20 protein-coding genes are annotated in these 24,268 nt (G+C 73.9%); 12 read left to right on the forward strand and 8 right to left on the reverse strand.

Annotated elements, in window-relative coordinates:
* Positions 1-44 precede the first annotated feature (44 nt).
* Together K7B10_RS37810 and K7B10_RS37815 are read right to left on the reverse strand one after the other, a co-directional pair.
* Entirely contained in the window at positions 45-512 is a 468-nt protein-coding gene (locus K7B10_RS37810; protein ID WP_229343862.1) for a DUF8243 domain-containing protein, read from the reverse strand.
* Positions 494-1,261, reverse strand: a complete 768-nt coding sequence (locus K7B10_RS37815) for a hypothetical protein (protein ID WP_229343864.1) — start codon at positions 1,259-1,261, stop codon at positions 494-496. Before K7B10_RS37815 ends, K7B10_RS37810 begins: the two co-directional genes overlap by 19 nt.
* Before the next feature lie 63 nt (positions 1,262-1,324).
* Here K7B10_RS37815 and K7B10_RS37820 point away from each other — a divergent pair, with 63 nt between their 5' ends.
* Positions 1,325-2,089, forward strand: coding sequence for a polysaccharide pyruvyl transferase family protein (locus K7B10_RS37820; RefSeq protein WP_229343867.1), 765 nt, complete (start codon positions 1,325-1,327; stop codon positions 2,087-2,089).
* Positions 2,086-2,904 (forward strand): aspartyl/asparaginyl beta-hydroxylase domain-containing protein, encoded by an 819-nt coding sequence (locus K7B10_RS37825; protein ID WP_229343869.1) that lies wholly within the window; start codon positions 2,086-2,088, stop codon positions 2,902-2,904. The genes K7B10_RS37820 and K7B10_RS37825 overlap by 4 nt, the downstream gene beginning before the upstream one ends.
* 23 nt (positions 2,905-2,927) lie before the next feature.
* Here K7B10_RS37825 and K7B10_RS41080 read toward each other — a convergent pair whose 3' ends face one another.
* Both K7B10_RS41080 and K7B10_RS37840 read right to left on the reverse strand, forming a co-directional pair.
* Positions 2,928-5,135 (reverse strand): sulfotransferase, encoded by a 2,208-nt coding sequence (locus K7B10_RS41080; protein ID WP_308284672.1) that lies wholly within the window; start codon positions 5,133-5,135, stop codon positions 2,928-2,930.
* Positions 5,132-6,496 (reverse strand): 2OG-Fe(II) oxygenase, encoded by a 1,365-nt coding sequence (locus K7B10_RS37840; protein ID WP_229343872.1) that lies wholly within the window; start codon positions 6,494-6,496, stop codon positions 5,132-5,134. The genes K7B10_RS41080 and K7B10_RS37840 overlap by 4 nt, the downstream gene beginning before the upstream one ends.
* Positions 6,497-6,531: 35 nt before the next feature.
* Between K7B10_RS37840 and K7B10_RS37845 the strand changes: the two genes are divergently transcribed.
* On the forward strand, positions 6,532-7,521 hold the full coding sequence (locus tag K7B10_RS37845) for a glycosyltransferase family protein (RefSeq protein WP_229343874.1): 990 nt from the start codon (positions 6,532-6,534) through the stop codon (positions 7,519-7,521).
* Here the strand turns inward: K7B10_RS37845 and K7B10_RS37850 are convergent.
* Positions 7,490-8,278 (reverse strand): hypothetical protein, encoded by a 789-nt coding sequence (locus K7B10_RS37850; protein WP_229343876.1) that lies wholly within the window; start codon positions 8,276-8,278, stop codon positions 7,490-7,492. The two genes, K7B10_RS37845 and K7B10_RS37850, sit on opposite strands and share 32 nt — an antisense overlap.
* A 534-nt stretch (positions 8,279-8,812) precedes the next feature.
* Here K7B10_RS37850 and K7B10_RS37855 point away from each other — a divergent pair.
* Complete coding sequence (locus K7B10_RS37855; protein WP_229343879.1) at positions 8,813-9,718, forward strand: aminotransferase class IV; 906 nt, start codon at positions 8,813-8,815, stop codon at positions 9,716-9,718.
* On the opposite strand, the gene K7B10_RS37860 is transcribed toward K7B10_RS37855, so the two are convergent.
* From K7B10_RS37860 to K7B10_RS37870, 3 genes are all read right to left on the reverse strand, one after another.
* Positions 9,687-9,983: a hypothetical protein gene (locus tag K7B10_RS37860; RefSeq protein WP_229343881.1), complete on the reverse strand. Its 297-nt coding sequence runs from the start codon at positions 9,981-9,983 to the stop codon at positions 9,687-9,689. The two genes, K7B10_RS37855 and K7B10_RS37860, sit on opposite strands and share 32 nt — an antisense overlap.
* Before the next feature lie 119 nt (positions 9,984-10,102).
* The gene (locus K7B10_RS37865; RefSeq protein ID WP_229343884.1) at positions 10,103-10,927 is read right to left on the reverse strand and encodes a DODA-type extradiol aromatic ring-opening family dioxygenase; all 825 of its coding nucleotides are present in this window, start codon (positions 10,925-10,927) and stop codon (positions 10,103-10,105) included.
* Positions 10,920-12,005: a Gfo/Idh/MocA family protein gene (locus K7B10_RS37870; protein ID WP_229343885.1), complete on the reverse strand. Its 1,086-nt coding sequence runs from the start codon at positions 12,003-12,005 to the stop codon at positions 10,920-10,922. Before K7B10_RS37870 ends, K7B10_RS37865 begins: the two co-directional genes overlap by 8 nt.
* Positions 12,006-12,331: 326 nt before the next feature.
* On the opposite strand from K7B10_RS37870, the gene K7B10_RS37875 reads away from it, so the two are divergent.
* The 8 genes from K7B10_RS37875 to K7B10_RS37910 are packed head-to-tail and all read left to right on the forward strand — an operon-like array spanning position 12,332 to position 24,266.
* Positions 12,332-13,147 carry a transketolase gene (locus K7B10_RS37875; RefSeq protein WP_229343886.1) on the forward strand — a complete coding sequence of 272 codons (816 nt, stop codon included), beginning with the start codon at positions 12,332-12,334 and terminating at the stop codon, positions 13,145-13,147.
* Positions 13,144-14,088, forward strand: coding sequence for a transketolase C-terminal domain-containing protein (locus K7B10_RS37880; RefSeq protein WP_229343887.1), 945 nt, complete (start codon positions 13,144-13,146; stop codon positions 14,086-14,088). The genes K7B10_RS37875 and K7B10_RS37880 overlap by 4 nt, the downstream gene beginning before the upstream one ends.
* Positions 14,085-15,347 carry a hypothetical protein gene (locus tag K7B10_RS37885; protein ID WP_229343890.1) on the forward strand — a complete coding sequence of 421 codons (1,263 nt, stop codon included), beginning with the start codon at positions 14,085-14,087 and terminating at the stop codon, positions 15,345-15,347. Before K7B10_RS37880 ends, K7B10_RS37885 begins: the two co-directional genes overlap by 4 nt.
* The gene (locus K7B10_RS37890; RefSeq protein WP_229343892.1) at positions 15,344-16,375 is read left to right on the forward strand and encodes a phosphotransferase; all 1,032 of its coding nucleotides are present in this window, start codon (positions 15,344-15,346) and stop codon (positions 16,373-16,375) included. The genes K7B10_RS37885 and K7B10_RS37890 overlap by 4 nt, the downstream gene beginning before the upstream one ends.
* Positions 16,368-17,894: an FAD-dependent oxidoreductase gene (locus tag K7B10_RS37895; protein WP_229343895.1), complete on the forward strand. Its 1,527-nt coding sequence runs from the start codon at positions 16,368-16,370 to the stop codon at positions 17,892-17,894. Before K7B10_RS37890 ends, K7B10_RS37895 begins: the two co-directional genes overlap by 8 nt.
* On the forward strand, positions 17,891-20,353 hold the full coding sequence (locus K7B10_RS37900) for an amino acid adenylation domain-containing protein (RefSeq protein WP_229343897.1): 2,463 nt from the start codon (positions 17,891-17,893) through the stop codon (positions 20,351-20,353). Before K7B10_RS37895 ends, K7B10_RS37900 begins: the two co-directional genes overlap by 4 nt.
* Positions 20,350-23,427 carry a type I polyketide synthase gene (locus tag K7B10_RS37905; RefSeq protein WP_229343900.1) on the forward strand — a complete coding sequence of 1,026 codons (3,078 nt, stop codon included), beginning with the start codon at positions 20,350-20,352 and terminating at the stop codon, positions 23,425-23,427. The genes K7B10_RS37900 and K7B10_RS37905 overlap by 4 nt, the downstream gene beginning before the upstream one ends.
* Positions 23,424-24,266 carry a 3-hydroxyacyl-CoA dehydrogenase family protein gene (locus K7B10_RS37910; protein ID WP_229343902.1) on the forward strand — a complete coding sequence of 281 codons (843 nt, stop codon included), beginning with the start codon at positions 23,424-23,426 and terminating at the stop codon, positions 24,264-24,266. Before K7B10_RS37905 ends, K7B10_RS37910 begins: the two co-directional genes overlap by 4 nt.
* Positions 24,267-24,268: the final 2 nt, after the last annotated feature.

A 24,268-nucleotide genomic window follows, 5' to 3' on the forward strand; every position in this document is an offset into this window, starting at 1 on the left:
CCGCCTCCCCGGCGGCGGCCGGGGAGACTGACGCTGGCGGGGGGTCAGGCGTACGCGTACGAGCTCGACGAGTACTCGGAGTACGAGCCGTTCATCTTCAGGCGCGGGACGGCGTGGCCGCACCCGGCGCAGGCCACCGGGCGGCCGCCGTCGCGACCACGGATGGTGATCCATTCGCCGTTCTTGCCCGTCAGCACGTCGCGCAGGGCCTCCTTCGCGTGCATGCCCAGTTCCACCGCGGTCTTCGCGAAGTCGAGGAACGTGATGCGGCGCCCGCAGGAGGAGCACGTGGCGTCGAACACCTTGAAGGGGCCCTTGAGCGAGCTCGGCGAGGTGTCGAGGTAGTCGGCCAGTTCCTGGACCTCCGACGCGCCCAGCAGCCGCATGTGAGGTGGTTCGCTCAGAGGGAGGGCGGCGATCACCCCCTGGGGGACCTGGTAGGTGCGCGTCGTGTCCGGCCTGTTCTTGACGTATTCGAGTACCTCGTCGAGCGTCAGCTGTGCCTGTTCCACTTCGGGTACCTCTCTCCGCTGTCGTGAGATGGCGCGGCTGCCACGCTTCCAGCCGTGGTCGGGGTCCACCACTCCGTTACGCCGACCGGCCCGGTGACCACCCGGTCCAGTTCCTCGCGCAGGCGGGTGCCGAGGCCCGCCCTGCTCCAGTACCAGCGGCACAGCTCCGGCGCCGCGCCGGAGCTCGCGTCGTACCAGGTGAACGACGCCCGGTGAGCCGCGTGGGCGTGCGCGCCGAGCGCGTTGAACTCGGAGAATCCGCGCGGCGGGCGGCCCGCCACGTACCGGTCGAGCGGGATCCCGTGGCGGTCCGCGCACAGGGCGCGCAGCTCCCCGTACAGCGCGCGCGGATAGGTGAAGGGCGGGTGCTGCATGAAGTCGAAGAACACCGGGTGACCGAGGAAGTCCTGCGTCGGTGCGAGCCAGGGCCGGTGCCGGCCGAGTTCCGTGACGGGGCGGCGGACGATCCACGGACGCCCGTCCACGAGCAGGTCGGCGGGGGTGACGGGGCGGAAGAAGACCATATCGGAGTCGACGTGGCAGATGAGGTCGGCATCGGTGAGCTGGTCCGCGTACAGCTTGCTGACCTGCTGGCCCAGGTAGTCGTCGCGGTGGTCCGGGCCCACCTCCAGGCGGACCCCGTCACCGACGGACCGGCGCACGGCGGCCGCCCCGGTCCGCGGGGTGACGACGACCACCTCCGAGAAGCCCCGGCACCACGTCCGAATGGCGGCCAGCGCGTAGCGCAACCAGGCGACGTCACCGTGGTAGGTGCGGATGAACAGCGCGGTCCGCTCACTACGATGGGAGCCGTGGTCGAGGCTGTGCCCGCCTTCTGGTGCCGGGCTCCCAGTCAGGGCAATGTCGGCGACAGGCTCACTCCCTGGCTGGTCCGGCGGATCTGCGGCGCCCCGGCCCGGTGGGTCGCGCCGCACGCACCGGGGCGCAAGCACTTCGTCACCGGCAGCGTGGTCTCCCTCGCGGGACCGGGCGCCGTCGTCTGGGGAGCCGGGGTGATGTGCGCCGGTGAGGACATCGACCCGCGGGCCGATCTGGTCGCCGTACGCGGCCCCCTCACCCGGGAGGCGGCCCTGCGCTCCGGGGCGGCCTGTCCGCCGGTCTACGGGGACCCCGCTCTGCTGGTCCCCCGTTTCCTGCCCCGCGGTGGCCGGGGTACCGGGCGGCGTCCCGCCGTCGTGCCGCATTTCGCCGACAAGGCTGGTGCGCGGCTCGGCACTCCGGCCGGCTGGCGGCTCGTCGACGTGCAGCGGCCGGTCGAGGAGGTCGTCGAGCAGCTCGTACGGGCGCCTCTGATCGCCTCGTCGAGCCTGCACGGGATCATCCTCGGCCACGCCTACGGGATCCCCGCCGTCTGGATCCGCTACCGGGACCTGCCCAGCGGTGACGGGAGCAAGTTCCACGACTATTTCCTTTCGGTCGGGGTGCCGGTCCCACCGCCCGTGTCCGTCGGCCGGACAGGCGCGGGGCTGGATTCGGCGGCGCTCGCCGATTTCGCGACGCTTCCGGCGCGACTTCCGGACCTCGACCTGCTCCTGGAGAGGTGCCCGTTCCGTTGACAGCACACGAAGACGACGTGGACCAGGGCCTGCGCCGGATCCTCCACGGCATCCGGGACGCCAACTACCACCGCCCCGGCATCCGTTGCCTGCGGCTGCTGGAGGCCGGGCCCGGCACCGCCGCGAGCCTGGCCGCCGAGGTGGCGCTGCTGCGATCTCGGCAGCGCCCTTCGTTGGCCGGCGCCCCCGGCCATGTGACGGCGTGGACCGGTCCCCGAGGCCGGGTCGAGCAGTTCAGCCTGCTCAACGCCTCCGGCCGCTGCGACGACTTCTCCCGCGACCACGACCTGTCCTGCTTCGGCAAGCGCTTCCACCACGGCGCGCACCACCCCGCCCTGGCCGCGCTGATCGGTTCCCTGCCGCACCTGGTCAACTTCCGGGTCAACGTGCTGGGGCCGGGTGCTTCGCTGTCCCCGCACGAAGAGCACAGCGTCGTACGGACGCGGTCGGGCGCGGTGGGCATCCGGGCCCGCTTTCACCTGCCTCTGACCACCCACCCCGCGGCGACGCTGACGCTGGACGGGGACGTGCACCACTTGGCGGCCGGATCGGTGTACCTCGTCAACCACGGCTGCGTGCACGCCGCCGAGAACGGCGGGCCCGCTGAACGTGTCCACCTGGTCTGGGACATGCTGCTGACGGTGGACGCGGCGGCTGCCGTGTTCGGGCCGGGCCCGGCGCCGGTGGGCCTGACCCGGACCCGCCGGCGCACCCAGCCGCCCGTCGGACGCCGCACGGTCACCGGGTGGGAGCGCATCGCGCCGCAGGTCCGGGAAGCCGAGGCTCGGAACCTCGGCCTGCTCGCGGTGCAGTAGCAGTAGCCGTGGCAGGAGGGGTTTCAGTACAGGGTCCTGCGGAACTCGGCGGGAACGTAGTGGAACAGCAGCGAGGTGTGCGTGCTCCCGTCGGGCAACGGCGGGCGCCCGTGTGGCACCGTGGTCCCCCTGAAGAGGACGGCCTGACCGGGCCGCTGGACCAGGCTGACCTCGCCCTGCGGGGTTCCCAGGTGCAGCGGCCAACCGCCCTCGATGCCCGGGCCCGACTCCCCGAGCAGCAGGGACACGGTGTACTCGCACTGCTCCCGGTCCACGTGGCGGCCCAGGACCGCGCCGCCGCGGTACGCCGAGACGTAGGAGTACGAGGGGCGTACCGGCCGGCCCGCGATCCGCCCCACCAGGGCGCGGAACTGGTGGTGGAAGAAGCGGGACAGGGACTCGTTGTACCAGCCGTAGCGGCCGGCGACCTGGGCGTCCCCCAGCGGCCACGAGCCGGTGGCGATGAGCCGCTCGTAGTAGTCGAGCAGGGCCAAGCGGTGCCGGGGGTGGACCATGCGGTCGATCCGGCACACGCCGTTGCGCTCGAAGTCCGCGGCGGCCACGGCCCGGGCGGTGTCGGCCCTGGTCGCGTCCCGGGCGCGCAGCCCGGCCGACCCCAGCGCCCCGGCCCGGGCGAGGGCGGCGCGCAGCCGCGCGGGGAGCGCCGGTGAAAGGGGCCGTCCCGGGACCAGGGTGCGCAGCGCCCAGAAGTCTTCGAGGCGGACCCAGAACGGGGCGAGTGCGCCGGTTGACGGGTCGTCGGTCCACAGGATCGGCCGGTCGGGCAGGAACCGGTCCCGGAACCGGGCCCGGCCCGCGAGGCCCAAGGGGATGGTGACCCCGTCCTGGAGGACCACGGCCGGGTCGAGGAGCGGGTGTTCCGGCTCGGGGCCGGGCGCCGGGGCCGAGGCGTCGTCCACGGGTCCGGCCAGCGGGGAGCCGTCATCCGCGGCGCCGTCGTCGAGCCAGCACACGTAGGAAGGCCGCCGGGGCAGGCCGCGGACGGTTCGGGGCATGGGCGGGGTACGTCCGTTCGTCAGGCGCCGGCAAGTGGACGCCACGGTGTCGAGGGCTGACGGGTCGAAGCCGGGTGTACTGCGCCACTTGCCGGGGCGCGGAGGCGTGATCGTCGTCGCGGAGAGCGGCAGGTCCCGGCCGGGCGGACCGGCGGGCAGCCCGAGTTCCCGCTCCAGCCACCGGATCGTCCGGGCCGGAGCCGCGCTCAGCTCGGCGTAGTCGAGATCCACCCAGCGGATGTCGGGAGGCCCGGCGGCACGGCTGTCCAGTACCGCTTCCGTGGCGGCCGCCCACTGGCGGGCCGCGATCCGGGACAGGTCGTCGCCGAGCCCTCGCCGCCAGCCCGGCGGCAGCAGCAGGTGCCAGGCCCGCCGGGGCCAGCCGGGCAGGTCCGGGATGTTGACGAACCCCGGATGGGCCCAGGCCCGCACCATGCTGGCCACGGTGTCGCGCGGGTCGCGGTGCAGGTGTACGACGGTGGCGTCCGGGAACAGCCGTAGCAGGAAGGGCAGCCGCAGGCAGTTCTCCGGGGTCTTCTCCAGCAGCCTCGGCGGCGGATCCTGGGGGCCGCCGCGGTCCGGCCAGTTCCGGCCCCGCGCATCGCGCAGCCCGGCTAGGAAGCCCGCGCGTACGGCCCCGCCGTACCGGTCGGCGTGCGCGGCGTCCAGGGCGTGCGAGGCGTACCCGCCGGCCGCCGGGTGGAGGCCCGGTACGCCTTCGATGACGCCCTCGCTCTCCCCGCCGACCGTCCACAGGCCGGGGTGCCGGGCGAGGGCTTCGTACAGGGCCGTGCTGCCCGAGCGCGGCGGCGCGACGATGATCACGGGCGCGGTGCCCGTGGTCGGCGCCCCCGCCGCGCGGACCGGCCGTACGGCACCGGTGACGGGCGGGCCCAGACGGCCGAGTGCCGGGTCGTGCGCGCCCCGGAACGACGCTGCCGCGGGCTCGGACGCGAAGAGGTACCGGGCGCGTACACCGCCTGCGTCGGGCTGCACTGCACGCGCGAGGAGTCCCGCGACCCGGGGGAAGAGGGCGTGGTGCAGGGCGCGGGCTTCGGGGCGTGCCCTGCCCGAGGGGAGCGCCACGCGGGCGACCACGGCCCAGGCGAGGGCGTCGGCACCGGCCTCGGCAGGCCCGGCCTGGTCTTGGGCCCGGGCCCGTGTCGCGGCCCGCGCCGCCCCCGCCCGGGTGGCTCCGGTCTCCCGGTCGCTCACTGCCGGTGGATCCAGCCCGTGACGCTGAAGCGGCCGTCCGCGAACGCCTTGCTCGGCACCCGGACCGGGAGTACCTCGTGGTCGTGCCTGCTCGGGAAGAACATCGCGAGGTTGGCGCGCGGCACGATCGTTTGGCTGCGGTCCGTGGCGACCACCCTCCCGTCCTCCGGGACCGTCTCGAACACCCGCAGCTCGCCGCCCGAGAACCTGCGGGGCTCTCCGGAGAAGAAGTACACGAAGGTCAGCTCGCGGGTGTCCCCGTCGTCGCTGTCGCGGTGCATTCCGAAGTAGTCCCGGTCGCCGTTGGCGGTCACCTGGAGTTCGATGCGGCCCAGCGGGAATGCCGGAAGGTTCAGCCGGCCGCTGATCTGCTGGAGGTGCTCCTTGATGCGCTCCGTGAACAGGGCTTCGTAGGGCCCCAGTTCGTTGAGGACAAGACTGCGGCGCACCCGCTCGTCCACCACCGCCGAACCGCCGGATCCGGACATCCGCACCGTGGCGGGCTTGAAGTCGGCTTCCCGGTCCAGCACGTACGCGCGGAACGCGTCGTGCTCCGAGGCGCTGAGGAACTCCCGTACGCCCTGGGCCACCTCGGCGACCGGATCCCGTTCGTAGCGGCCGGTGCCCGTCGGCACGCCGGCGGGCTTGCTGTAGTGGCCGCCGCGGACCAGCCGGGCGATCTCGGACGGGACGGAGGGCCGGTCCACCACCCATTCCGCACGCGAGCCCAGGTAGACCGTGTTGTGGAAGGCCGCGTTGAGCGCGAACACCTCGTCGTCCAGGGCGCCCGCGAGCACGTCGACCGTGTCGGCCTCGGCCAGGCCCAGCCGGTTCAGCAGCTCACCGGCCGGGGCGCGGTACGTGAGGTAGCGCGCGGCCTCGGTGAGGAAGGCGTCCTCCGTCCGTTCGAAGCCGACGCGGCGCAGCGTCAGGTCCGCCAGCCGTGATTCCTCGGCGACGAGGTAGTGCACCTCGGCGTTCGGGTCGACGGCCAGCGTCTCCAGGGCTTCCTTGTAGACGGCGGCGCAGAGTCCTACGTTCGTCAGGTCCTCGTCGGCGACGTGCACGGGGCTCAGGCCCCAGCATCCGTCGCCGACCAGGTGGGTCTGCACGAAGGCGACGATGTTGCGGGCGCCCAGCCCCCACGGTGGCCAGGGCCGGTCCCGGACAGCGGCGAAGACCTGCGAATCGCCTTCGCAGAACAGGGGCAGGACGACCTCGTCCATCAGGTGGGGTGCGCCGACCCTCCGGAAGAACGTGTACAGGGCCGCCTTGGCGGTCTCGCTCAGCTCGTCGAAGATCTCGATCCGCGTGCCGCCGTTGCCATCCGTGTAGAAGTCGCGTCTGATGGTCGGGATCATGGCCTCTCCTGCCGATTCGAGTGGGGGGACGACGGTTGGACCTTGCTGTGGGTACGGGCCTCGACACTGGCGCGGGCACCGGCGTGGGCGCGGGTCAGGGCGGGTACACGCCCTTCGTGCGGGTGACCGGGCCGGGTGGCGAACAGCTGCCGTGGGTCTTGGTCCGCGCGCCCGTCGTGACGCGCGCACACCACCTGCGGCTGGCCGCCCTGGCCCGCGCCGGCGTCCGGTTCGCCGGAGTCACCAGCCATCTGGGGTTCCCCGGCCCGCCTTGGCGGGACGAGCGCGACTACGGGCTGCTGTGCGAGGCGTGGTTGCACTGCTTCCGCGATCCGGAGCACTTCCTGCCGCCGGACGGCCCCCGGCTGCTGACGAGCGAGTCCGATTTCACGGACCCGCTCCGCGTGGATCCGGCCCGGTTGGCTGTCGGGGCTGTCGGGGCTGCCGGGGCTGGGACGGAGGGGGCGGCAGGTCCGGACATCGTGCACGTGTCCGGCCGTGAGCCGTGGCGGCAGGAGGCGAAGAACTGGCCGCTCGCCGCGCGCTGCCTGCGCAGGCTGGCCCGGGAGACGGGGCTGCGGATCCTGGTGGTCGACGCGCCGGCCGGGGTGGAGCCGATCTGCGGCGTACGCATGGTCGGGCCGCTGCCGTGGCGGCGGCTGCTCGCGGTCATCGCGGGGGCACGGGCCCTGTTCGTACCGGCCGTGATCGACGCCTCGCCCCGGGTGCTCGCCGAAGCCCTGTGCCTCGACGTACCGGTCGTCGTCAACCGGGCGATCCTCGGCGGCTGGCAGTACGTCAACCCGTTCACCGGGGTGTTCTTCGACGGGGAGGACGACGCGGTGGCGGCGGTACGGGCCGTGCTCGACGCCCGACAGCGGCCACGCGCCTGGTTCGCGGCGCACCACGGGCCGGCCCGGGCCGGGGCCCGCGTCCTGCGTCTGTTGAGCGCCCTGGACGACTCCTTGCCGGGTTCCCTCACGCACGTGCTGCTCACCCCCGACCAGGGACCGGGGACACGTTGAGCACCAGCCTCGCCATGCCGCGCATGGGAGAGCGGTGGATCCACACGTCGGTCACCGGATGCACGGACCAGTGCCGTCGTACGTCGAGGTGCCGGAAGAAGACGGTCGCGTCGGCCGGCACCCGCCGGACGACGGCACCCGGCCGCAGGAACGACGGGTTCCCGTCCATCGCGCAGAGCTCGGCGAGGGCGGTCCCATCGGGTCCGTCGGCCCGTCGCTCGCGCTCCGCCTGCCGCGACAGCCGCTCGCGGCGTGCCAGGTAGGTGTAGAACTCGCCCATGCCGAGGACGTCTTCGCAGGCGACGTACTCGGTGGTCGGGCCGTTGTATACCCGTACGGCCCCGACCGTGGGACTCTGCGGCGGCACCGTGTCCACGTGGAAGCCGCACCGCCGCGTGGGGGCCTCGGTGAACACGCGCACCATCACCTTGTCCGTCCCCGCCGTGTCCACGACCCGGGCCAGGATCCCGGCCATGGCATCGGCGAGGGGAGCCGCGACGGAGGCGGGAGAACCGGCCAGTGCGGTGTGCGCCCAGCCGGTGAACTCGTCGGGCGTGACCGAGGGCAGGGTGGTGCGGGGGATGACCAGCCGTTCCCCGGACACGAGCTCGGCCAGTTCCTGCAGCCACGGCTCGCGGCGGCCGTCGGGGACGATGACCGCGCTCAGCGCGGGATCAGCCGCGAGACGGGCGGCATCGGCTGCCGTCACCCCGTGCAGGACACCGGCGACGGCCGTGTTCCGGGAGCTGGAGACCACGAACGGCAGGCTACTCGGCGCCACGGCGGGCGCCCGCCCGACAGGCTGGTCCGGCGGCGGCGGAACCCGTACGGTCGAAGCTAGGCGTTCAAAATCGTCGTCCACCGGGAGCGGAGCCCAACGAGGTGGTCAGCCTGAGCGCCGGACCGAGCCGTCCGCCTCCCCACCGACCAGCCTCCGGCTCCCCCCGCTCCGGCTTCTCCCCGGTCTCCCACCACAGCGCCCGCGGCATCGACATCGCCCTCCGCCAACGCCCCAGCGCCAGCCGGTCAGGGGACGTGGCGCCCGTTCTCCCCGATGAGGAGTCGCTCCGCGGCCGGATCGTCGCGCGAGGTGCGTCGGCGGTGCCCCCGGTGGGCCGAACCGCGCTCATGACACGGATATTGACTAGCAATTATGACTGCCTTGACAGTGATTCGTGGTCAAATCTAGAGTTCGGTCAGGGCTCCCTGTGGGCCCGCGTCCAGAGGGTTGCCGATAGGGGTAAATGTGTCTTCTGAATACGGGCATTTGATTTGGCGCAACGGCACCTTCATGCCGTGGGAAGAGGCGACGGTCCACATCAGTTCCGTCGGACACGCCTCGGTCTCCGCCGCGTTCGAGGGCGTGCACTCCTACTGGAGCGCCGAGCGGGGCGTCCTGCACGGCTTCCGGCTCCGCGACCACATGCAGCGGCTGCTGGACTCGCTCCGGCTGAGCTGGCTGGAGCCCGAGTTCGACGCGGTCGCGCTCGTCGCCGCCACCGTCGAGCTGCTCGCCTCGTGGGAGGCCAGCGGCAAGGACCTCTACGTGCGCCCGTGGGGATTCGCCGCCGGGACGCACAAGGAGCAGATGGTGCCGCGCGGCACTCCGGCCGAGATAGCCATCGAGACCTGGGAGTTCGAGAGCAAGCTCGGCCGGGGGCGCACCTGCACGCTCGCCGTCAGCTCCTGGCCCCGCTTCAACCCGGGTGCCTCTCCGGCGTCGATGAAGGTGTTCTCGAACTACCACAACGGCCGGCTGGGCAATGTCGACGCCCGGGCCCGCGGCGCCGACTGGCCCGTCTTCCTCAACGGCGCCGGGAACGTCACGGAATCGTCGGGCTCGTGCATCGCCCTGGTCAAGGGAGGTCGGATCATCACCCCGGACCTGTCCAGCGGGGTCCTGGACAGCATCACCCGCAAGACCTTGTTCCAGCTGGCAGAGGAGGAACTCGGCCTGACCGTCGAGGCCCGGCCCGTGGAGCGCACGGAGCTGTACCTCGCCGACGAGATCTTCCTGATGGGCACAGCGGCGGAGGTGCTGCCGGCCGTGGAGGTCGACGGGTTCCGCCTCGGGGACGGCAAGACCGCGGGGGAGGTCACGCGGGCGCTGGAAGCGTGCTACCACGACACGGTCCGCGCCGTCACCGCCAAGCACGACGAGTGGCTCACTCCCGTTCCGGCGGCGCCGGCACGCTGAAGCGCGGCTCGGCCGCCCGGATGCGGGCGGCGTAGAGCGCGGGGTCGAGGCCCAGTACGCGGAAGGCCGCCAGCCGTACGAGCAGCACCGGGTGGGCCCCGCGGCGGTACAGCGCGGCGACGTCGCCCCGCAGCAGCTCGTCCCGCTCGTCGGCGGTCAGCGGGCGGTCCGCGAGCTCCCGCCGCGGGTCCGCCCGCAGCCGTTCCAGGGTTCCCGGCTCGTACGCGATGTCGTAGCAGAGGCGGTCGATCGCGTGGACGCTCATCAGGGGGTCCTTTCGTCGTGTGTGGTGTGACCTGTGCGGCTCCGGCACGCGTCGATCGCGTTCCGGAGCCGTTCGCCTCGCCCGCACCGTGCGGGAACGCGCGGCCGGCCCGCGGAGGTTCAGGCCGGTCCCCACGCAGCGAAGGCGTGTCCCTCGCCGTCCCGGTGGTCCATGTGGGCGACGGACAGGTCCGCGGCCATCTCGGCGGCGGCTATCCACGGCAGCACCTCGCCGGCGACCGTCCCGGCCTCTTCGATGCGCCGCTCCGTCGTCTGCGCCACCAGCCCGTCGAGGTCCCCGCGGTGCAGCCAGTCGGCGACCGTCCGGGCCCAGCCGGGCCGCGGTACGCCGTACAACTGGTCGGGCAGCATCCGGGGGCCGCCGACCTCCAGGGAGAAGCTGCCGCTGGCGACCACCGCGATGCGGCGGCCCGGCAGGTCCTCCAGGGCGCCCCGCAGCACCCGGCCGAGCCGTCTGCAGCGTTCGGCCGAAGGGCGGGGCGCCACCATGCCGTTGAGGTACACCGGGACGACGGGCAGCCCGCGCGTGTTGAGGAAGTGAAGAGGCACCACGACGGAGTGGTCGACCGAGTGGCCGCGCAGGGCCACCGGGTCGAAGTCCTGGCCCACCAGGCCCCGGTGGAGGGTCGCGCCGACGCCCGCGTCGAGCGCGTACGCGGTGGGGGGGACGCCCGGGACGTCGTCGTTGGGACCGAGCGCGCCGTCCCCGGTGGCTATGGCGAACGTCGGCCACATGTCCGGGGTGAACGTGTTGATGTGGTCGCAGGTCAGGACGACGAGGACGTCCGCGTCCGCCCGTTCGACCACCTCGTCGACCGCCGCGTAGCGCTGTGCCACGTCCGCCCCGGCGGCCGTGGCGGTGCGGGCCAGGGCGGGGAAGCCGGGGGTGTGCGGGACCCCGGCGACCGCGACGATCTCACCCACGCGCCATCACCGCGCCCACGGCCGCGGTCCCGGACGGTGCCGCGGCCCCGCCCTCGGAACGGGCCGTGCGGTACATCTCCCGGAGCAGGCGCAGGGTCTCGAGCCCCGCCGTGCCGTCGGCGGCCATGGTGTGCCGGGGGTCGCGGACCGCGGCGGCGAAGTCGGCGATCTGCCGGCGGTGCGAGATGCCGTAGTAGCCGATTCCGGCGGGTGGGGATGACACCTGCCCGCGCACGGTGCGGGCCGCCGCGCGCAGCGCGTCGCTGCCCTCGGCCAGGTGCAGCGTGCCGGGGTGGTCCAGGTCGAAGAGGACCGAGCCGCCGGTGCCGACGAGTTCGATGCGGGTGCGCCAGGTGATGCTGCTCGCGACCGTGACCTGGTACGTCACCAACGCGCCCTGCGGGCCCCGCAGGACGGCCGCCAGGGTGTCCTCCGTCTCCATGCCGCCACGGGGGGCCGTGTGCCCGGTGGCGGCGCCGACCACCGTGAGGCCGCCGGTCAGCCAGCGCGTCACGTCGAGTGCGTGGTAGCCCTGGTTGACCAGGGCGGAGCCGCCCTCGCCGGCGAAGGTGCCGCGCCAGTAGCTTTCGGCGTAGTACGCGTCGTCGCGGCCGCACTGGAGGCTGACGGTGCCGGACACGAGGCGTCCGAGCATGCCGTCGGCGATCCAGTCGCGCACGCCGGTGACGACCGGGTCGTAGCGGTGCTGGGAGACGACCGACAGGACGCGGTCGGCGCGTTCGGCGAGGGCCGTCAGGGCGGCGCCCTCCTTGACGGTCATGGCCAGCGGTTTCTCCACCAGGACGTGCTTGCCCGCCGTGAGCGCCGCGGCGACCAGGTCGTGGTGCCCGGCGTGGTCGACGGCGACGGAGACGCTGTCGACCTCGGGGTCCGCCAAGACCTCGCGCACGTCCGAGGTCACCCGCGCAAGGCCGTACTCCCGGGCCAGGGCGCGCGCCCGGGACAGGTCGCGGTCGCAGGCCCAGCGCAGTTCGGCGTCCGGCAGCGCGGTAAATCCGTCGACGTGGTTGGGGGCTACGCGACCGCATCCCACCACGGCATGGACAAGGGGTTTCACGGAGAACTCCTCGGGTCTCGCGGTTGCCCGCCGGACGGCAGCGCGAATGAAGGGAAAAGGCGCGCGGCGGGCTCTCGACTTCAGTCAATGTCACGCGACTTGTGAATGTCAATGCGCAGATTCTTCTCTTGGTCATCCATGACGATGCGTTAGTGACTCGATTAGTGACTGATCTTGACAAGCAATCATGAAGCGGCTTGACTCTGCCTAGCCCGGCGTCGGGGCGCCGCCTCGCGGGCCGCCCCGGGAGCTCCCTCAACGGAGCCCCGCCGGCTGATATGCACCCGACCCACGAGCCGCCCCGTCGCGGCAGACCGGAGGACGTCGTGCTCCACCCGGACGAACTGGCCCGGCGTGCCCGGCAGCGGGTCGTCGAATTGGCCGCACGCAAGGCGGTCCACCTCGGCGCCGCACTGTCCATGACCGACCTGCTCGCCGTCCTCTACACCCGAGGCCTGCGCTACCGCCCGGACCGGCCCGACTGGCCCGACCGGGACCTGCTCGTCCTCAGCAAGGGCCACGGCGCTTACGGTCTGTACGCGGTCCTCGCCGAACTCGGCGTCATCGAAGCCGACCTGGCCACCCTGCCCGGCCACCCCTCCGACTCCGTGCCCGGTGTCGAGGCCGCGACAGGTGCCCTCGGCCACGGACTGTCCCTCGGCTGCGGCATGGCCCTCGGCGCGCGGCTGGCCGGCCGGGACCAGCGGGTCGTCGTCGTGACCGGCGACGGTGAGCTCGACGAAGGAAGCAACTGGGAGGCCGCGCAGTTCGCCGCGCACCACCGCCTCGGCAACCTCGTCGCCGTCGTGGACCGCAACCGGCTCCAGCAGGAGGGGGACACCGAGAACGTGAACGCACTCGAACCGCTCGCCGACAAGTGGCGGGCCTTCGGCTGGCGCGTCGCCGAGGCCGACGGGCACGACACGGCCGCCGTCACCGACGCCCTGGCCGGACTCCGGTCCGGCGACGGCCCCGCAGTGCTGATCGCGCACACCGTCAAGGGCAAGGGCGTCCCCTTCGCCGAGGGCGATCCCGCCTGGCACATGGGCTCGTTGGACGCGGAACAGCTCCGGACGGCCCTCGCCGCACTCGGCGCACCCGCCGTCCCCGCCCTGGCGGCCGCGCGAGGTGACCGGCCGTGACCACCACACCGCCCACCATGCGCACCGCACTCGCCGCCGCACTCGCCGAGGCGGTCGACGCGGACCCCGCCCTGATCACGCTGGGCGCCGACGGACAGGCCCTGTTCCAGGGCGTCATGGCCCGCCACCCGCGCCGGTACGTCGACGTCGGCATCGCCGAGGCCAACCTCGTCGGAGTCGCCGCCGGACTCGCCCGCAGCGGACTGCGCCCCGTCGCCGCCGCCATGGCCCCGTTCCTCGTCCGCCGCGCCTACGAACAGCTGCGCCTCGACGTGTGCGTGCCCGCCCTGCCCGTCGTCCTGCTCGGCGTCGGCGGGGGACTCGGCTACGGCCCCCTCGGCCCCACCCACCACGCCACCGACGACATCACGCTCATGTCGGCGCTGCCCCACATGAGCGTGCACTGCCCCGCCGACGCCGCGGACGCCGTGTCCATCCTGCGCAGCGTGCTGTCGTCCGGTGGTCCCGCGTACGTACGGCTCTCCGCGCGCCAGGACCCGCCGCTGCCCGCCGCGGCGTCCGACGGCGACCCGGGCACCCCCCGGCTGCTGCGCGACGGCGACGACGTCCTGCTGCTCGCCACCGGCCGCTGCGTGGCCGAGGCCCTCGCCGCGGCCGACGCCCTCGCCGCCGACGGAGTGGACGCCGCCGTGGCCTCCGTGACCACCCTGCACCCCTTCCCTGGGGACGCCGTCCGCGCCCTGGCCCGCCGCCGGGCGCTCGTCGTCACCGCCGCGGAGTCCCTGGGCCCCGGCGGCCTGGGGGACCGCACCGCACTGACCCTCGGCCGCGACGGCCCCCCGTTGGTGCGTCTGGAGACCGACCACCGTTACCCCCCGGTCGCCTCCCACGAAGACCTTCTCCACTTCTACGGGGTGGACAGCCGCGGCATCCGGTCCGCCGTGCTCGGCCGGTTCACCAGGAACACGAGGAAAGCGTGACGATGAGGATCCTCTCCAGCGCCCAGGCCTGCGGATTCGGGCCCGTCTCCAAGCTGGTCGCCATCACCCCCCTGCTCGCCGGCAGCCGGGTCGACTTCGTCGGCCAGGGCGTCGCACTCGACTTCGCCCGGCGCCACAGCCACCGCTTCCACCGCATCACCGAAGGCGACACCAGTCGGCACGAGGACCTGGCACAGGACCTCGCCGACGCCGACCTCGTGGTCAGCGTCATGGACGCCGAGCTCGTCTTCCGGGCGGTGCGCTCCGGACGCCCCGTGCTCTTCTTCGACAGCCTCCTCGGCTTCTGGCTGACCGACCGCAGCTTCGAGGAGCTGGCGGCGCGCGCGCAGCTCGTGCGCTGGGCCGACCACGACACCGCCCGCTACGTCTTCGACACCCTCGCCCCGCACGAGCGCATCCTGCTGGCGCACCTCCTCGCCCGCCGGTCCTACGCGCAGAACTTCCCCGGCGTCCCCGCGCGCATCGCCGCCCTGGCCGCGACGGGCGCCGATCACATCGAGCTGTGCGGTCCCATCGTCGACCGGGGAGCCCTGGAAGGCGCCCTGACCGAACCGCCCCCGGAGCGGCCCGCCGGCCTGCTGATCAACCTCGGCGGCTTCCAGAACTTCTTCCTGGACTACGAGTCCCACAACGCCTACCTCGACCTCGTGCGCCGCTGGGTCTCCGAACTGGCCGTGGCCCGGCCCGAACTCGGCCGCATCCTGGTCTGCGGCGGAGCGTTCCGCCGGGGCGTCACCGAGACCCACGGCGACGTCGAGGTCGAGTACGCCTTCCTGCCCCAGACGGAGTTCCTGCGCCAGCTCGCCCACGCTCCGCTCTACGCCGTCCCGCCGAGCCTCACCTCGCTGCACGAGTCCGTCATCCTGCGCCGGCTCCCGCTGCTGCTCCCCGAGCAGCACTACGGACACATCGCCAACCTGCGGGCCCTGCGCGGCACCGTCGCCGGGGACATCGCGGCCAGCCTCACCGACCTCGGCAGCAGGTTCATCGTCCCCGAGGACGATCTGGAGGGCACCAAGGCCCTCGACCGGCTCACCCGCGAGCTGCTCACGGACGAGTCCGGCTACCGCCGACTCGCCGACCACCTGGACACGCGCCTGGCCGCCTACCAGGAGCTGACGGAAGCCGAGCGCGACGCCGCCGTCGACGAACTCGGCGCCCTGCTCGGCGGACCCGCACTGGCCGAACTCCTGGACCTCGTCGACCTCACCCCCGCCACCGCCGGGAGCCCCGCATGACCCGCACCCCCGTCCCGCCCCCGCCCGCCCCCGCGGACCTCGCCGACCTGACCGAACGCAGCGTCGACACCGACGAGGTGGCCCGGCTGATGCTCGCCGCCCACCTGGAACGCACCGGCACCCCCGAGCCCGGTCCCGACCGCGTGCGCTCGACCACCTGGACACCGGCCGGCGCCCGCAAGGTCCGCCGCCGCACCTTCGTCCGGCTCGACATCGACGGAGCGCCCGTCGCCGTGGCCAAGGTCCCGCTGTCCGTCACCGATCCCAAACTCGCCCGGGAGCTGGAGATCCTGCGGGGCTTCCCCGCCCCCGCCCCCCTCGGCAGCCCCGTGCCGCTGGACGCCCTGTGCGGCGGGTTCACCATGACCCACCTGCCCGGCGTCGACCTGCCCACCGCCGTCGCGGGCACCGACGGGCCCGGCGCCCTGTGGCAGGTGCTGCGCCCCGCCGTCCAACGGGTGGCCGAACTGCACCTGTCCGGAGGAACGTCCGGCCCGGCGACCACCCCGGACCGGGCCCTGGAGACGGCCGCGGCGTACGTCCGCGAACCCGAGTTCGGCGTCCCGCACGTCGACGAGGCGCTGCGCACGGCCCTCCTCGCGCCCACCCACGGCGACCTGGGCCCGTGGAACGTGCGCTACGACGCCCGCGACGGCTCCGCCCGGGTGCTGGACTTCGAGGACTACCGTGCCACCGGCATCGCCGCCATGGACGTCGTGAACCTGCTCGTCACGACGGCCCTGCCGGTCTTCCCGGACTACCCGGAACACGGCTTCGACTGGCTCTACGACCAGGTCTTCGCCTCCGACCACTGGTTCCGGTCCGTCCTGCAGCAGGGACTGGACCACTACGCCGCGCTCACCGGGCAGCACCCCGGCCGCGTCCTCGACCTGCTGCCCTTCACCTGCCAGTGGCTCATCGAGCGCATCGAGGCCGAAGGCCGCGACACCAGCGGGCTCTTCTACCGCACCTTCGTCGAGCGCTACCTGGAGCAGCGCCCCGCGGACCACGGGAGCAGCCATGTCTGAGCAGACCCGCACCACGCCCGCGGACACGGTCGTCATCGGCGGCGGCCCCGCCGGACTGTTCGCCGCGCTCACCCTGGTCCGGGCGGGCCGGCGCGTCGTCCTCCTCGAAGCGGGCGGCGACATGGCCGAGAGCCTGTGCCCCCGGCTCGTGGCCCGCATGAAGGGGCGCACGGTCCGCGACGCGGAGAAGTTCCGCCTGCAGTGCGCGCGCTGCACCTGCCTCACCGGACTCGGCGGCGCGGCGTTCCACTTCGACACCAACCTCGGATACATCTCCTCGCTCACCCGCTCCAAGATCGAGACGGCGCCCGACGGGACGGTCCGCTCCTACAGCGGCCTGGAGCGCGCCCTCGGCTCCTTCGACCGCGCCCAGGACCTCATCTCCGAGGCGTACCGCACCCTCTACGAGCTGGGCCTGCCGCCCGCCGGACCGGCGCACGAGCCCGACGGCGCCCTCCTCGGCGACGGCACCGTCTTCCAGCACGTCGACACGGCGTACTCGCAGAGCGTCACCGTGGACGACTCCCTCGTCGTCATCGCCCGGCTCAGGGCCGAACTGGAACGCGGCGGCGGCAGCGTCCTGCTGCGCCACCGGGCCACCGATGTCGAGCCGCTGACCGGGGGCGGCTTCCACGTCCGCGCCGACACCCCCGACGGGCCCGCCGTGTTCCGCGCCGACGACGTCATCGTCGGCGTCGGCAAGCTCGGCCTGCCCTGGGTGCGCGACCTCGCCGGACGGATCGGCGTACGCCACCGGCCCAGCAGCCGCGTCGACCTGGGCGTGCGGCTGGAGGGGGCCCGCGAGGACCTCGCACCCCTGCTGGACGGCTGCCACAACCCCAAGCTGTCCTTCCTCAACGAAGAGGGCCACTCGGTCCGGACGTTCTGCGTGTGCGAAGGCGGGCGCGTCATGCAGTACGGCTTCCTCGACGCCGTCGCGCTCGACGGGCAGCACTGCCTGAACCAGCCCACGACCAAGTCCAACCTCGGCATCCTCACCACCGTCGACCTGCCCGAAGGAACCGACGGCACCGAACACGCCGCCGCCTTCGCCCGGCGCGTCGCCGCCCACGGCTCCGGCAGGCCCGTCGTCAGCACCGTCGACGAGCTGGCCGGACGGCCGGTCCCGGACGGTCCGCTCACCACCAGCCTCATCAGCTACCACCACGGCGGCCTGCGCGACTGCCTGCCCGCCTCCACCGTCCGCGACGTCCTCGCCATGGTCGACCGGCTCAACACCCTCCACCCGGGGCTGGTTCCCGGCACGGCCACGGTAGCGGCGCCCGTCGTCGAACGCCTCTTCCCCGACCTGGACCTCTCCGACGACCTGGAGTCCTCCGTCCCCGGGCTGTACTTCGTCGGCGACAGCTCCTCGAAGATCATCGGCATCACGTACGGCGCCGCCACCGGCATGGCCGCGGCCCGCTCCGTACTGCAACGCCAGGGTGCCACACCACCTGCGGCCGGCACGGCCACGGCCAAGGCCACGACCCCGGCCGCGAGCGGGGGACCCCGATGATCGTCCTGCCGCACCGCCTGCGCGCCGCCACCCCGCCCCGCCCGGCGCATTGCACCACCCCCCTGTCCGCACCCGCGGCGGCCCTGCTCGCCGGACCCGAAGGCCACCTGGCACTCGCCGCGCTGACCCATCTGCTGCTCCACCGCTACGGAACCGGCTGGGACGTCTTCGGCGCCACCGGCGCGACATCGCTGTGCTACCTCCCCGCCGAGGACCAGGAGAGCGCCACCCTGGCACAGCTCACCGCCGCCGCCCGCGCCGTCGCCGCCGCCCTGCCCTCCGACGGCGCACCGTACGCGGCGGTGCTCCCCGCTCGCCCGGACACCGAGCCGCCCGCCCTCGGACGACCCGTCTGGACCGCCGCCGCCGAGGGCCCGGAACTCCGCCTCGCCTACGACAGCGCCCTCGTGGACGCCACCACAGCGGAACACGTGGCCGGACACCTGGCCCTGCTCGCCGACCGCGCGGCGCGGGAGCCCTCGACCACCGCGGGAGCCGTCGACCTGCTCCTGCCGGACGAGCGCGAACTGCTGCTGGACACCTGGAACGCACCACCCACCCCGCACGCGGACACCACCCTGCACCGCATGATCCGTGAGCAGGCCGCCCGCACCCCCGACGCGATCGCCCTGCGGGACGGAGCCGCCGAGCTGACGTACGGCGAACTCGACGCCGCCTCGGACCGGTTCGCCCGCCGGCTGGGCCCGCACCTCGCCGGGCCCGGTGACCTCGTCGTCCTCACCGGCGACCGGGACCTCGCCCTCTTCACCGCCGTCCTCGGCATCTGGAAGGCCGGGGCCGGCTTCGTCCACCTCGACCCGCACCTGCCGGACCTGCGGGCCGAGGAGGTCCTGCGCGTCACCGCACCCGCGATCACGCTGACCACCGCGACCGGTCACCGGGCCGTCGCGGACCGGGCCCTCGATGCCGCAGCGTTCCTCGACGGCGCACCGGACCCCGGCGCGGCCGACGGCCCGCCCGGGGCACCCGACGACCGGGCCCGCCCCGACACCACCGCCTACGTCCTGTTCACCTCCGGCAGCACCGGCACCCCCAAGGGCGTCGTCCGTCCGCACCGCATGCACACCTCGCGCATCCGGCTGGAGCAGGGGATGTACGGCATGGGCCCGGACGACCGGCACCTGCTGAAGTCGCCCATCAGCTTCCGGGAGTTCGCCTGGCCGCTGGCGACCGGCGGCACGGCGGTGCTGGCGGCACCCGGCAAGGACCGGGACGACCGGCACCTCGCGGAACTCATCCACGACCAGCGCATCACCACCGTCAGCTTCGTGCCGTCCATGCTGCGGCTCCTGCTCACCCAGCCCGCGTTCCGCACCGCGCCCGCACTGCGCCACGTCTTCGTCGGCGGGGAGGCCCTCGGGCAGGACCTCGAGGACGAACTCCGCGCCCTCGGCTTCGAGGTCCACAACACGTACACCCTCAGTGAGGCGGACTACGTGTGCCACCGCACCGGACCGCTCACCGCCCCCCGGCCCGAGGGCGCGGTCGGGACCGTCGTCGGCGTTCCGCTCGACATGCGGACCTATCTCTGCGACACGGCGGGCCGGCTGGTACCGCCCGGTGTCGTCGGCGAGATCCACACCGGCGGACCCGGGCTGGCCGACGGCTACCTCGGCCGCCCGGACCTGACCGCCGAGCGCTTCCGCCCCAACCGGATCGACCCCAACGGCCCCGAGGTCCTCTTCCGCACCGGAGACCTCGCCCGCCACCTGCCCGACGGACAGATCGAGTACCTCGGACGCGCCGACGACCAGGTCAAGGTCCGCGGACAGCGGGTGGAGCCCGCCGAGGTGGAGACCGTACTGCGCACGCACCCGGGGATCGCCGACGCGGCCGTCGTCGGCATCCCGGACCCCGACCAGGGCGCCGTCCTCGCGGCCTACGTCGTGCCCGAGCACGACGAGGTCCCGCCCCAGAGGCTGCGCGAGCATCTCGCCGCCCGGCTCCCGGACTTCATGGTGCCCGCACACCTGGCCTCGGTCCCCGCCCTGCCGCTGCTCGGCAGCGGCAAGGTCGACCGCAACGCACTGCGCGTGTCACCGCGCACCCGCCCCGCCCTCGACGTGCCCTGCACCCCGCCCGCCACCGCCGACCAGGAGCGCGCCGCCGTACTCGTGGCACGCGTCCTCGGCCTCGACACCGTGGGCATCGACGACGACTTCTTCGCCCTGGGCGGTGACTCCCTGCGCCTGATGATGCTGCGCGGCGCGCTGGAGTCGGCCGGCGGCGCCGCGATCGCCCTCGCCGACGTCCTCGCCGCCCGCACCCCGCGCGGCCTCGCCCGGCTCCTCGGCGAGGCGACCGGCTCCCGGCTCCTCGGCGAGGCGACCGGCTCCGTCGCCGCCCGCCGCCCCGCCGAACGCCGGCGCCCTCCGCGGCGCGCCGGCACCGTCACAGCCCCCCGCACCCGACCGTCCGAAGGAGGCGAACCCAGGTGAGCGCCCCCCTGCCCGGTCACCACGCCCCGGCCCCGACCCCGGCCACGGACGACGAGTACGCCGTGGCCGTCGTCGGGATGGCCGTCCGCCTGCCCGGCTGCGACAGCCTCGACCGCTACTGGGAGATCCTCGCGGCGGGCGAGGACGCCGTCACCCGGCGCACGCAGAAGCCCGGCACGTTCGTCCAGGCCTACGGCTCCGTCCCCCGGCCCGCCCACTTCGACCCGGCACGCTTCGGCATCGCCCCCTCCGAGGCCCTGCTCCTCGATCCGCAGCACCGGCTGCTCCTGGAGGCCGCCGACGAGGCGCTGGAGGCCGCCAACGTCGACCGCGTCCGCACCCCGGCCGTCAGCATCTACGCCGGTGTCGGCCACAACGACTACGAACGCTGGGTGGGCACCGCCCTCGCCGGGCAGCCCGGCGTCGACGCCCAGGCCCTGGAGGTCACCAACCGCGGTGACTACGCCGCCACCCGCGTCGCCTACCGGCTCGGCCTGCACGGCGCCGCCGTGACCGTCCAGTCCGCCTGCTCCACCGCGCTCACCGCCGTCCACCTCGCCGTGCAGGACCTCCTCGCCCACGGCAGCGACCTCGCCGTCGCCGGCGTCGCCGCCGTACGGGTGCCGGCCCCGGGCGGATACGACGCGCCGCTCGGCGGCATCGGATCGCCGGACGGCGTGTGCCGCCCCTTCGACCGTGCGGCCGGCGGCTCCGTACCGGGCGACGGCGCCGGCGCCGTGGTCCTCAAGCGCCTCGCCGACGCGGTGCGCGACGGCGACGACATCTGGGCGGTCGTCCGCGGCACCGCCATGAACAACGACGGCTCCGGCAAATCCGGCTTCGCCGGCGTCGACGCGGCCGCACAGGCCGAGGTCATCCGGGCCGCCCTGCACGTCGCCGGTCTCCGGCCGCAGGACATCGACTACGTCGAGGCACACGGCAGCGGCACCCGCATCGGGGACGCCACCGAGTGGAGCGCCCTCGGCGAGGTCTTCGCCGACGTGGACCACCCCGTCCGCGTGGGCGCCGCCAAGGGCGGCCTCGGCCACCTCCGGGAGGCCGCGGGGCTCGCCGGACTCGTCAAGGCCGTGCTGTCGCTGCGGCACGGACGGCTCGTCGCCACCCCGCACTTCGAGCGGTTGCCCTCCGACCTCGCCCGTACGGGCGGCCCACTGCACCCGCTCGGCGAAGCCCTCGACTGGCCGCCCGCCGAGGGCCGCCCCCGGCGCGCCGGAGTCAGCGCCTTCGGCCTCGGCGGGACGAACTGCCACGTCGTCCTCGAAGAGGCCCCGCCCCGGCCCCGGGGGCACGGGCAGGGCACGGACGGCGCGCAATTGCTGCTGGTCTCCAGCCACCACCCCGACGCGCTGACCGCCGACCTCGACACCCTGCGCGACCACCTCGACCGGCACCCTGCGCGTGCGGCCGACACCGCCTGGACCACCCAGACCGCACGCCACCGCCACCCGCACCGCGGCTACGCCGTCGTCACCCCCGAAGGCGGCACCCGGGCGGCCTTCGACGCCGACCGCCTTCGCGTACAGCACGGCCGGGCCCCGTCCGGACCGCCCGAGGTCGTCTTCGTCCTGCCGGGCATCGGCAGCCACTACCCGGGCATGGGAGCCGGCCTCGCCGCCACCGACCCGGTGTTCGCGAGTCACCTGCGGGCCGCCGTCGAGATCGCCGACGCACTGACGGACGGAGCCGTGGGCCGGTCCTTCGCCGCCCCCGGGCCGCGCCCCGCCGGTGACGGCGGCCGCGTCGACCTGCGGGCCCTGCTGCGCCGCGACGGCGCCGTCCGTCCGCCCCGCCGCGCACTGCGCGAGGTCCACCTGTCGCTGTTCTGCCTCGAACACGCCATGGCCCGCACCCTCATCGACCTCGGTATCCGGCCCGCCGCCCTCCTCGGCCACAGCCTGGGGGAGTGGGTGGCCGCCGTACTGGCCGGCGTCATCGGCCTCGACGACGCCATGGCGGCCGTCGCCCGCCGGGCCGACCTGGTCGTGACGGCCGGGGAGGGCGCCATGCTCGGCGTGCTCGCCCCCGCCGAGGACGTCGAGAAGTACGCCGCCGACGACACCTGGCTCGCCGCCGACAACGGACCCGGGCACTGCGTGTTCTCCGGGCGCCCGGACGCGGTCACCGCACTCGCCGGCCGGCTGCGCGAAGACGGCTTCACCGTCCTGCCCGTCGACACCGCCCACCCCTTCCACACCCCCCAGCTCACCCGGGCCGCCGACCTGCTGGGCGAGGACATGCGCGACGTGCCGCTGGGTCCGGCGCGCATCCCGATCGCCTCCAGCGTCCTCGGCCGCTGGCTCGACGGGGAGACGCCCACGCCCTCCTACTGGCGCGACCACATGGTCGGCCGCGTCCGGTTCCGGACCGCCGCCGGGCTGGTCCTGGCCCGCCACCGCGTCCTGATCGAGGTGGGCCCCGGCACCGCACGCCCGTGGATCGGCCAGAGCGACCCCGACGCCGTCTGCGTACGGACCGTCCGGCAGTCCTACGAGCATGTGCCCGACCGGCAGGTCCTGCTGGAGGCCCTCGGCGAGCTGTGGACCCACGGCGTCGAGGCCGAGTGGGAGCGCCTGCACCCGGCACCCGGTCGCAGGACCACCCTGCCGCCCCGGAACCTGATCCGGCGCCGGTACCTCCCCGACACACCGCCGCCCGCCGACCCCCTCGCGCCGTCGGCGGCCGTACCGGCGGCCGGCACACCCGCGACCACGGCCGGGGGAGAGCAGAACGGACCGGAGCACCGCCCGGATCCGGCGGCCGGCCCGCAGCCGCCCTCGACGGTGGGCGGGTACCTCGCGGAGCGCTTCCGCTTGATCCTCGGCCTGCGCGAGGTCCACCCCGACGACCACTTCTTCCACCTCGGCGGCGACTCGCTGATGGGGGTCCACCTGATCGCGGGCCTGAAGGAACTCACCGGTACGGCCGTGCCCCCCTCCATCGTCTTCGCCTCCGCGACCCTCGGCGGCATGACGCGCGAGGTGGAGGCCTGGCTGGCCGCCGCGGAGCAACAGCAGCCAGAACCCCTCGACGACAACGAAAGCCGCAGGCCATGACCCCACCCACCATCGGCGTGCTCGGAGCCGGAGTCATCGGATCCAGCGTCGCCCACGCCGCCGCGGTGGCCGGCTACACGGTGACGCTCGTCGACTCCGACCCCGCAGCGCTCGACACCGCCCGCCGCACCGTCCGCCGCCACCAGCGCCTGGCCACCCTCCTCGGCGGCACGAGCGCCCCGGCGCTCGACATCCGCCCCGCCACCGACCTCGCCGCCCTCGCGGACGTCGGGTTCGTCGTGGAGAACACTACCGAGTCGGAGCGGGCGAAGCGGGCCCTCTACCCGGAGCTGGAGAAGGTCCTCGCCCCGGGCACGACCATCGCCGCCAACACCTCCGCGGTCCCCATCGGCCGGCTCGCCGAAGGGCTCACCGACCCGGGGCGTGTCGTCGGCGTCCACTTCATGAACCCGGTCGACCGGATCGACATGGTCGAGGTCGTCCGCGGCGAGGACACCTCCGACGCCGCCCTGCGGGACGTCGACCTGATGCTGCGGCGCCTGGGCAAGAAGGCCGTCGTCGTCCGGGACGCGCCCGGCTTCGTGATCAACCGCGTCCTGATGCCGGTCGTCAACCTCGCCGCCGCCGTCGTCGCGGACGGCGTCGCCACCCCGAGTCAGGTCGACGACCTCTTCAAGGGCTGCCTCGGCCACACCTCGGGCCCGCTGCGCACCGCGGACCTCATCGGCATCGACACCGTCGTCCGCACTCTGGAGGTGCTGCACGAGCACTACGGGACCGACGAGTTCGTCACCCATCCGGCGCTGCGCCGGATGGTCGACCAGGGCCGGCTCGGCGCGAAGAGCGGCCGAGGCTTCTACTCCTACGACGGGAACTGACC

Source organism: Streptomyces flavotricini (genome assembly GCF_020639365.1).
Lineage (GTDB): Bacteria > Actinomycetota > Actinomycetes > Streptomycetales > Streptomycetaceae > Streptomyces > Streptomyces flavotricini.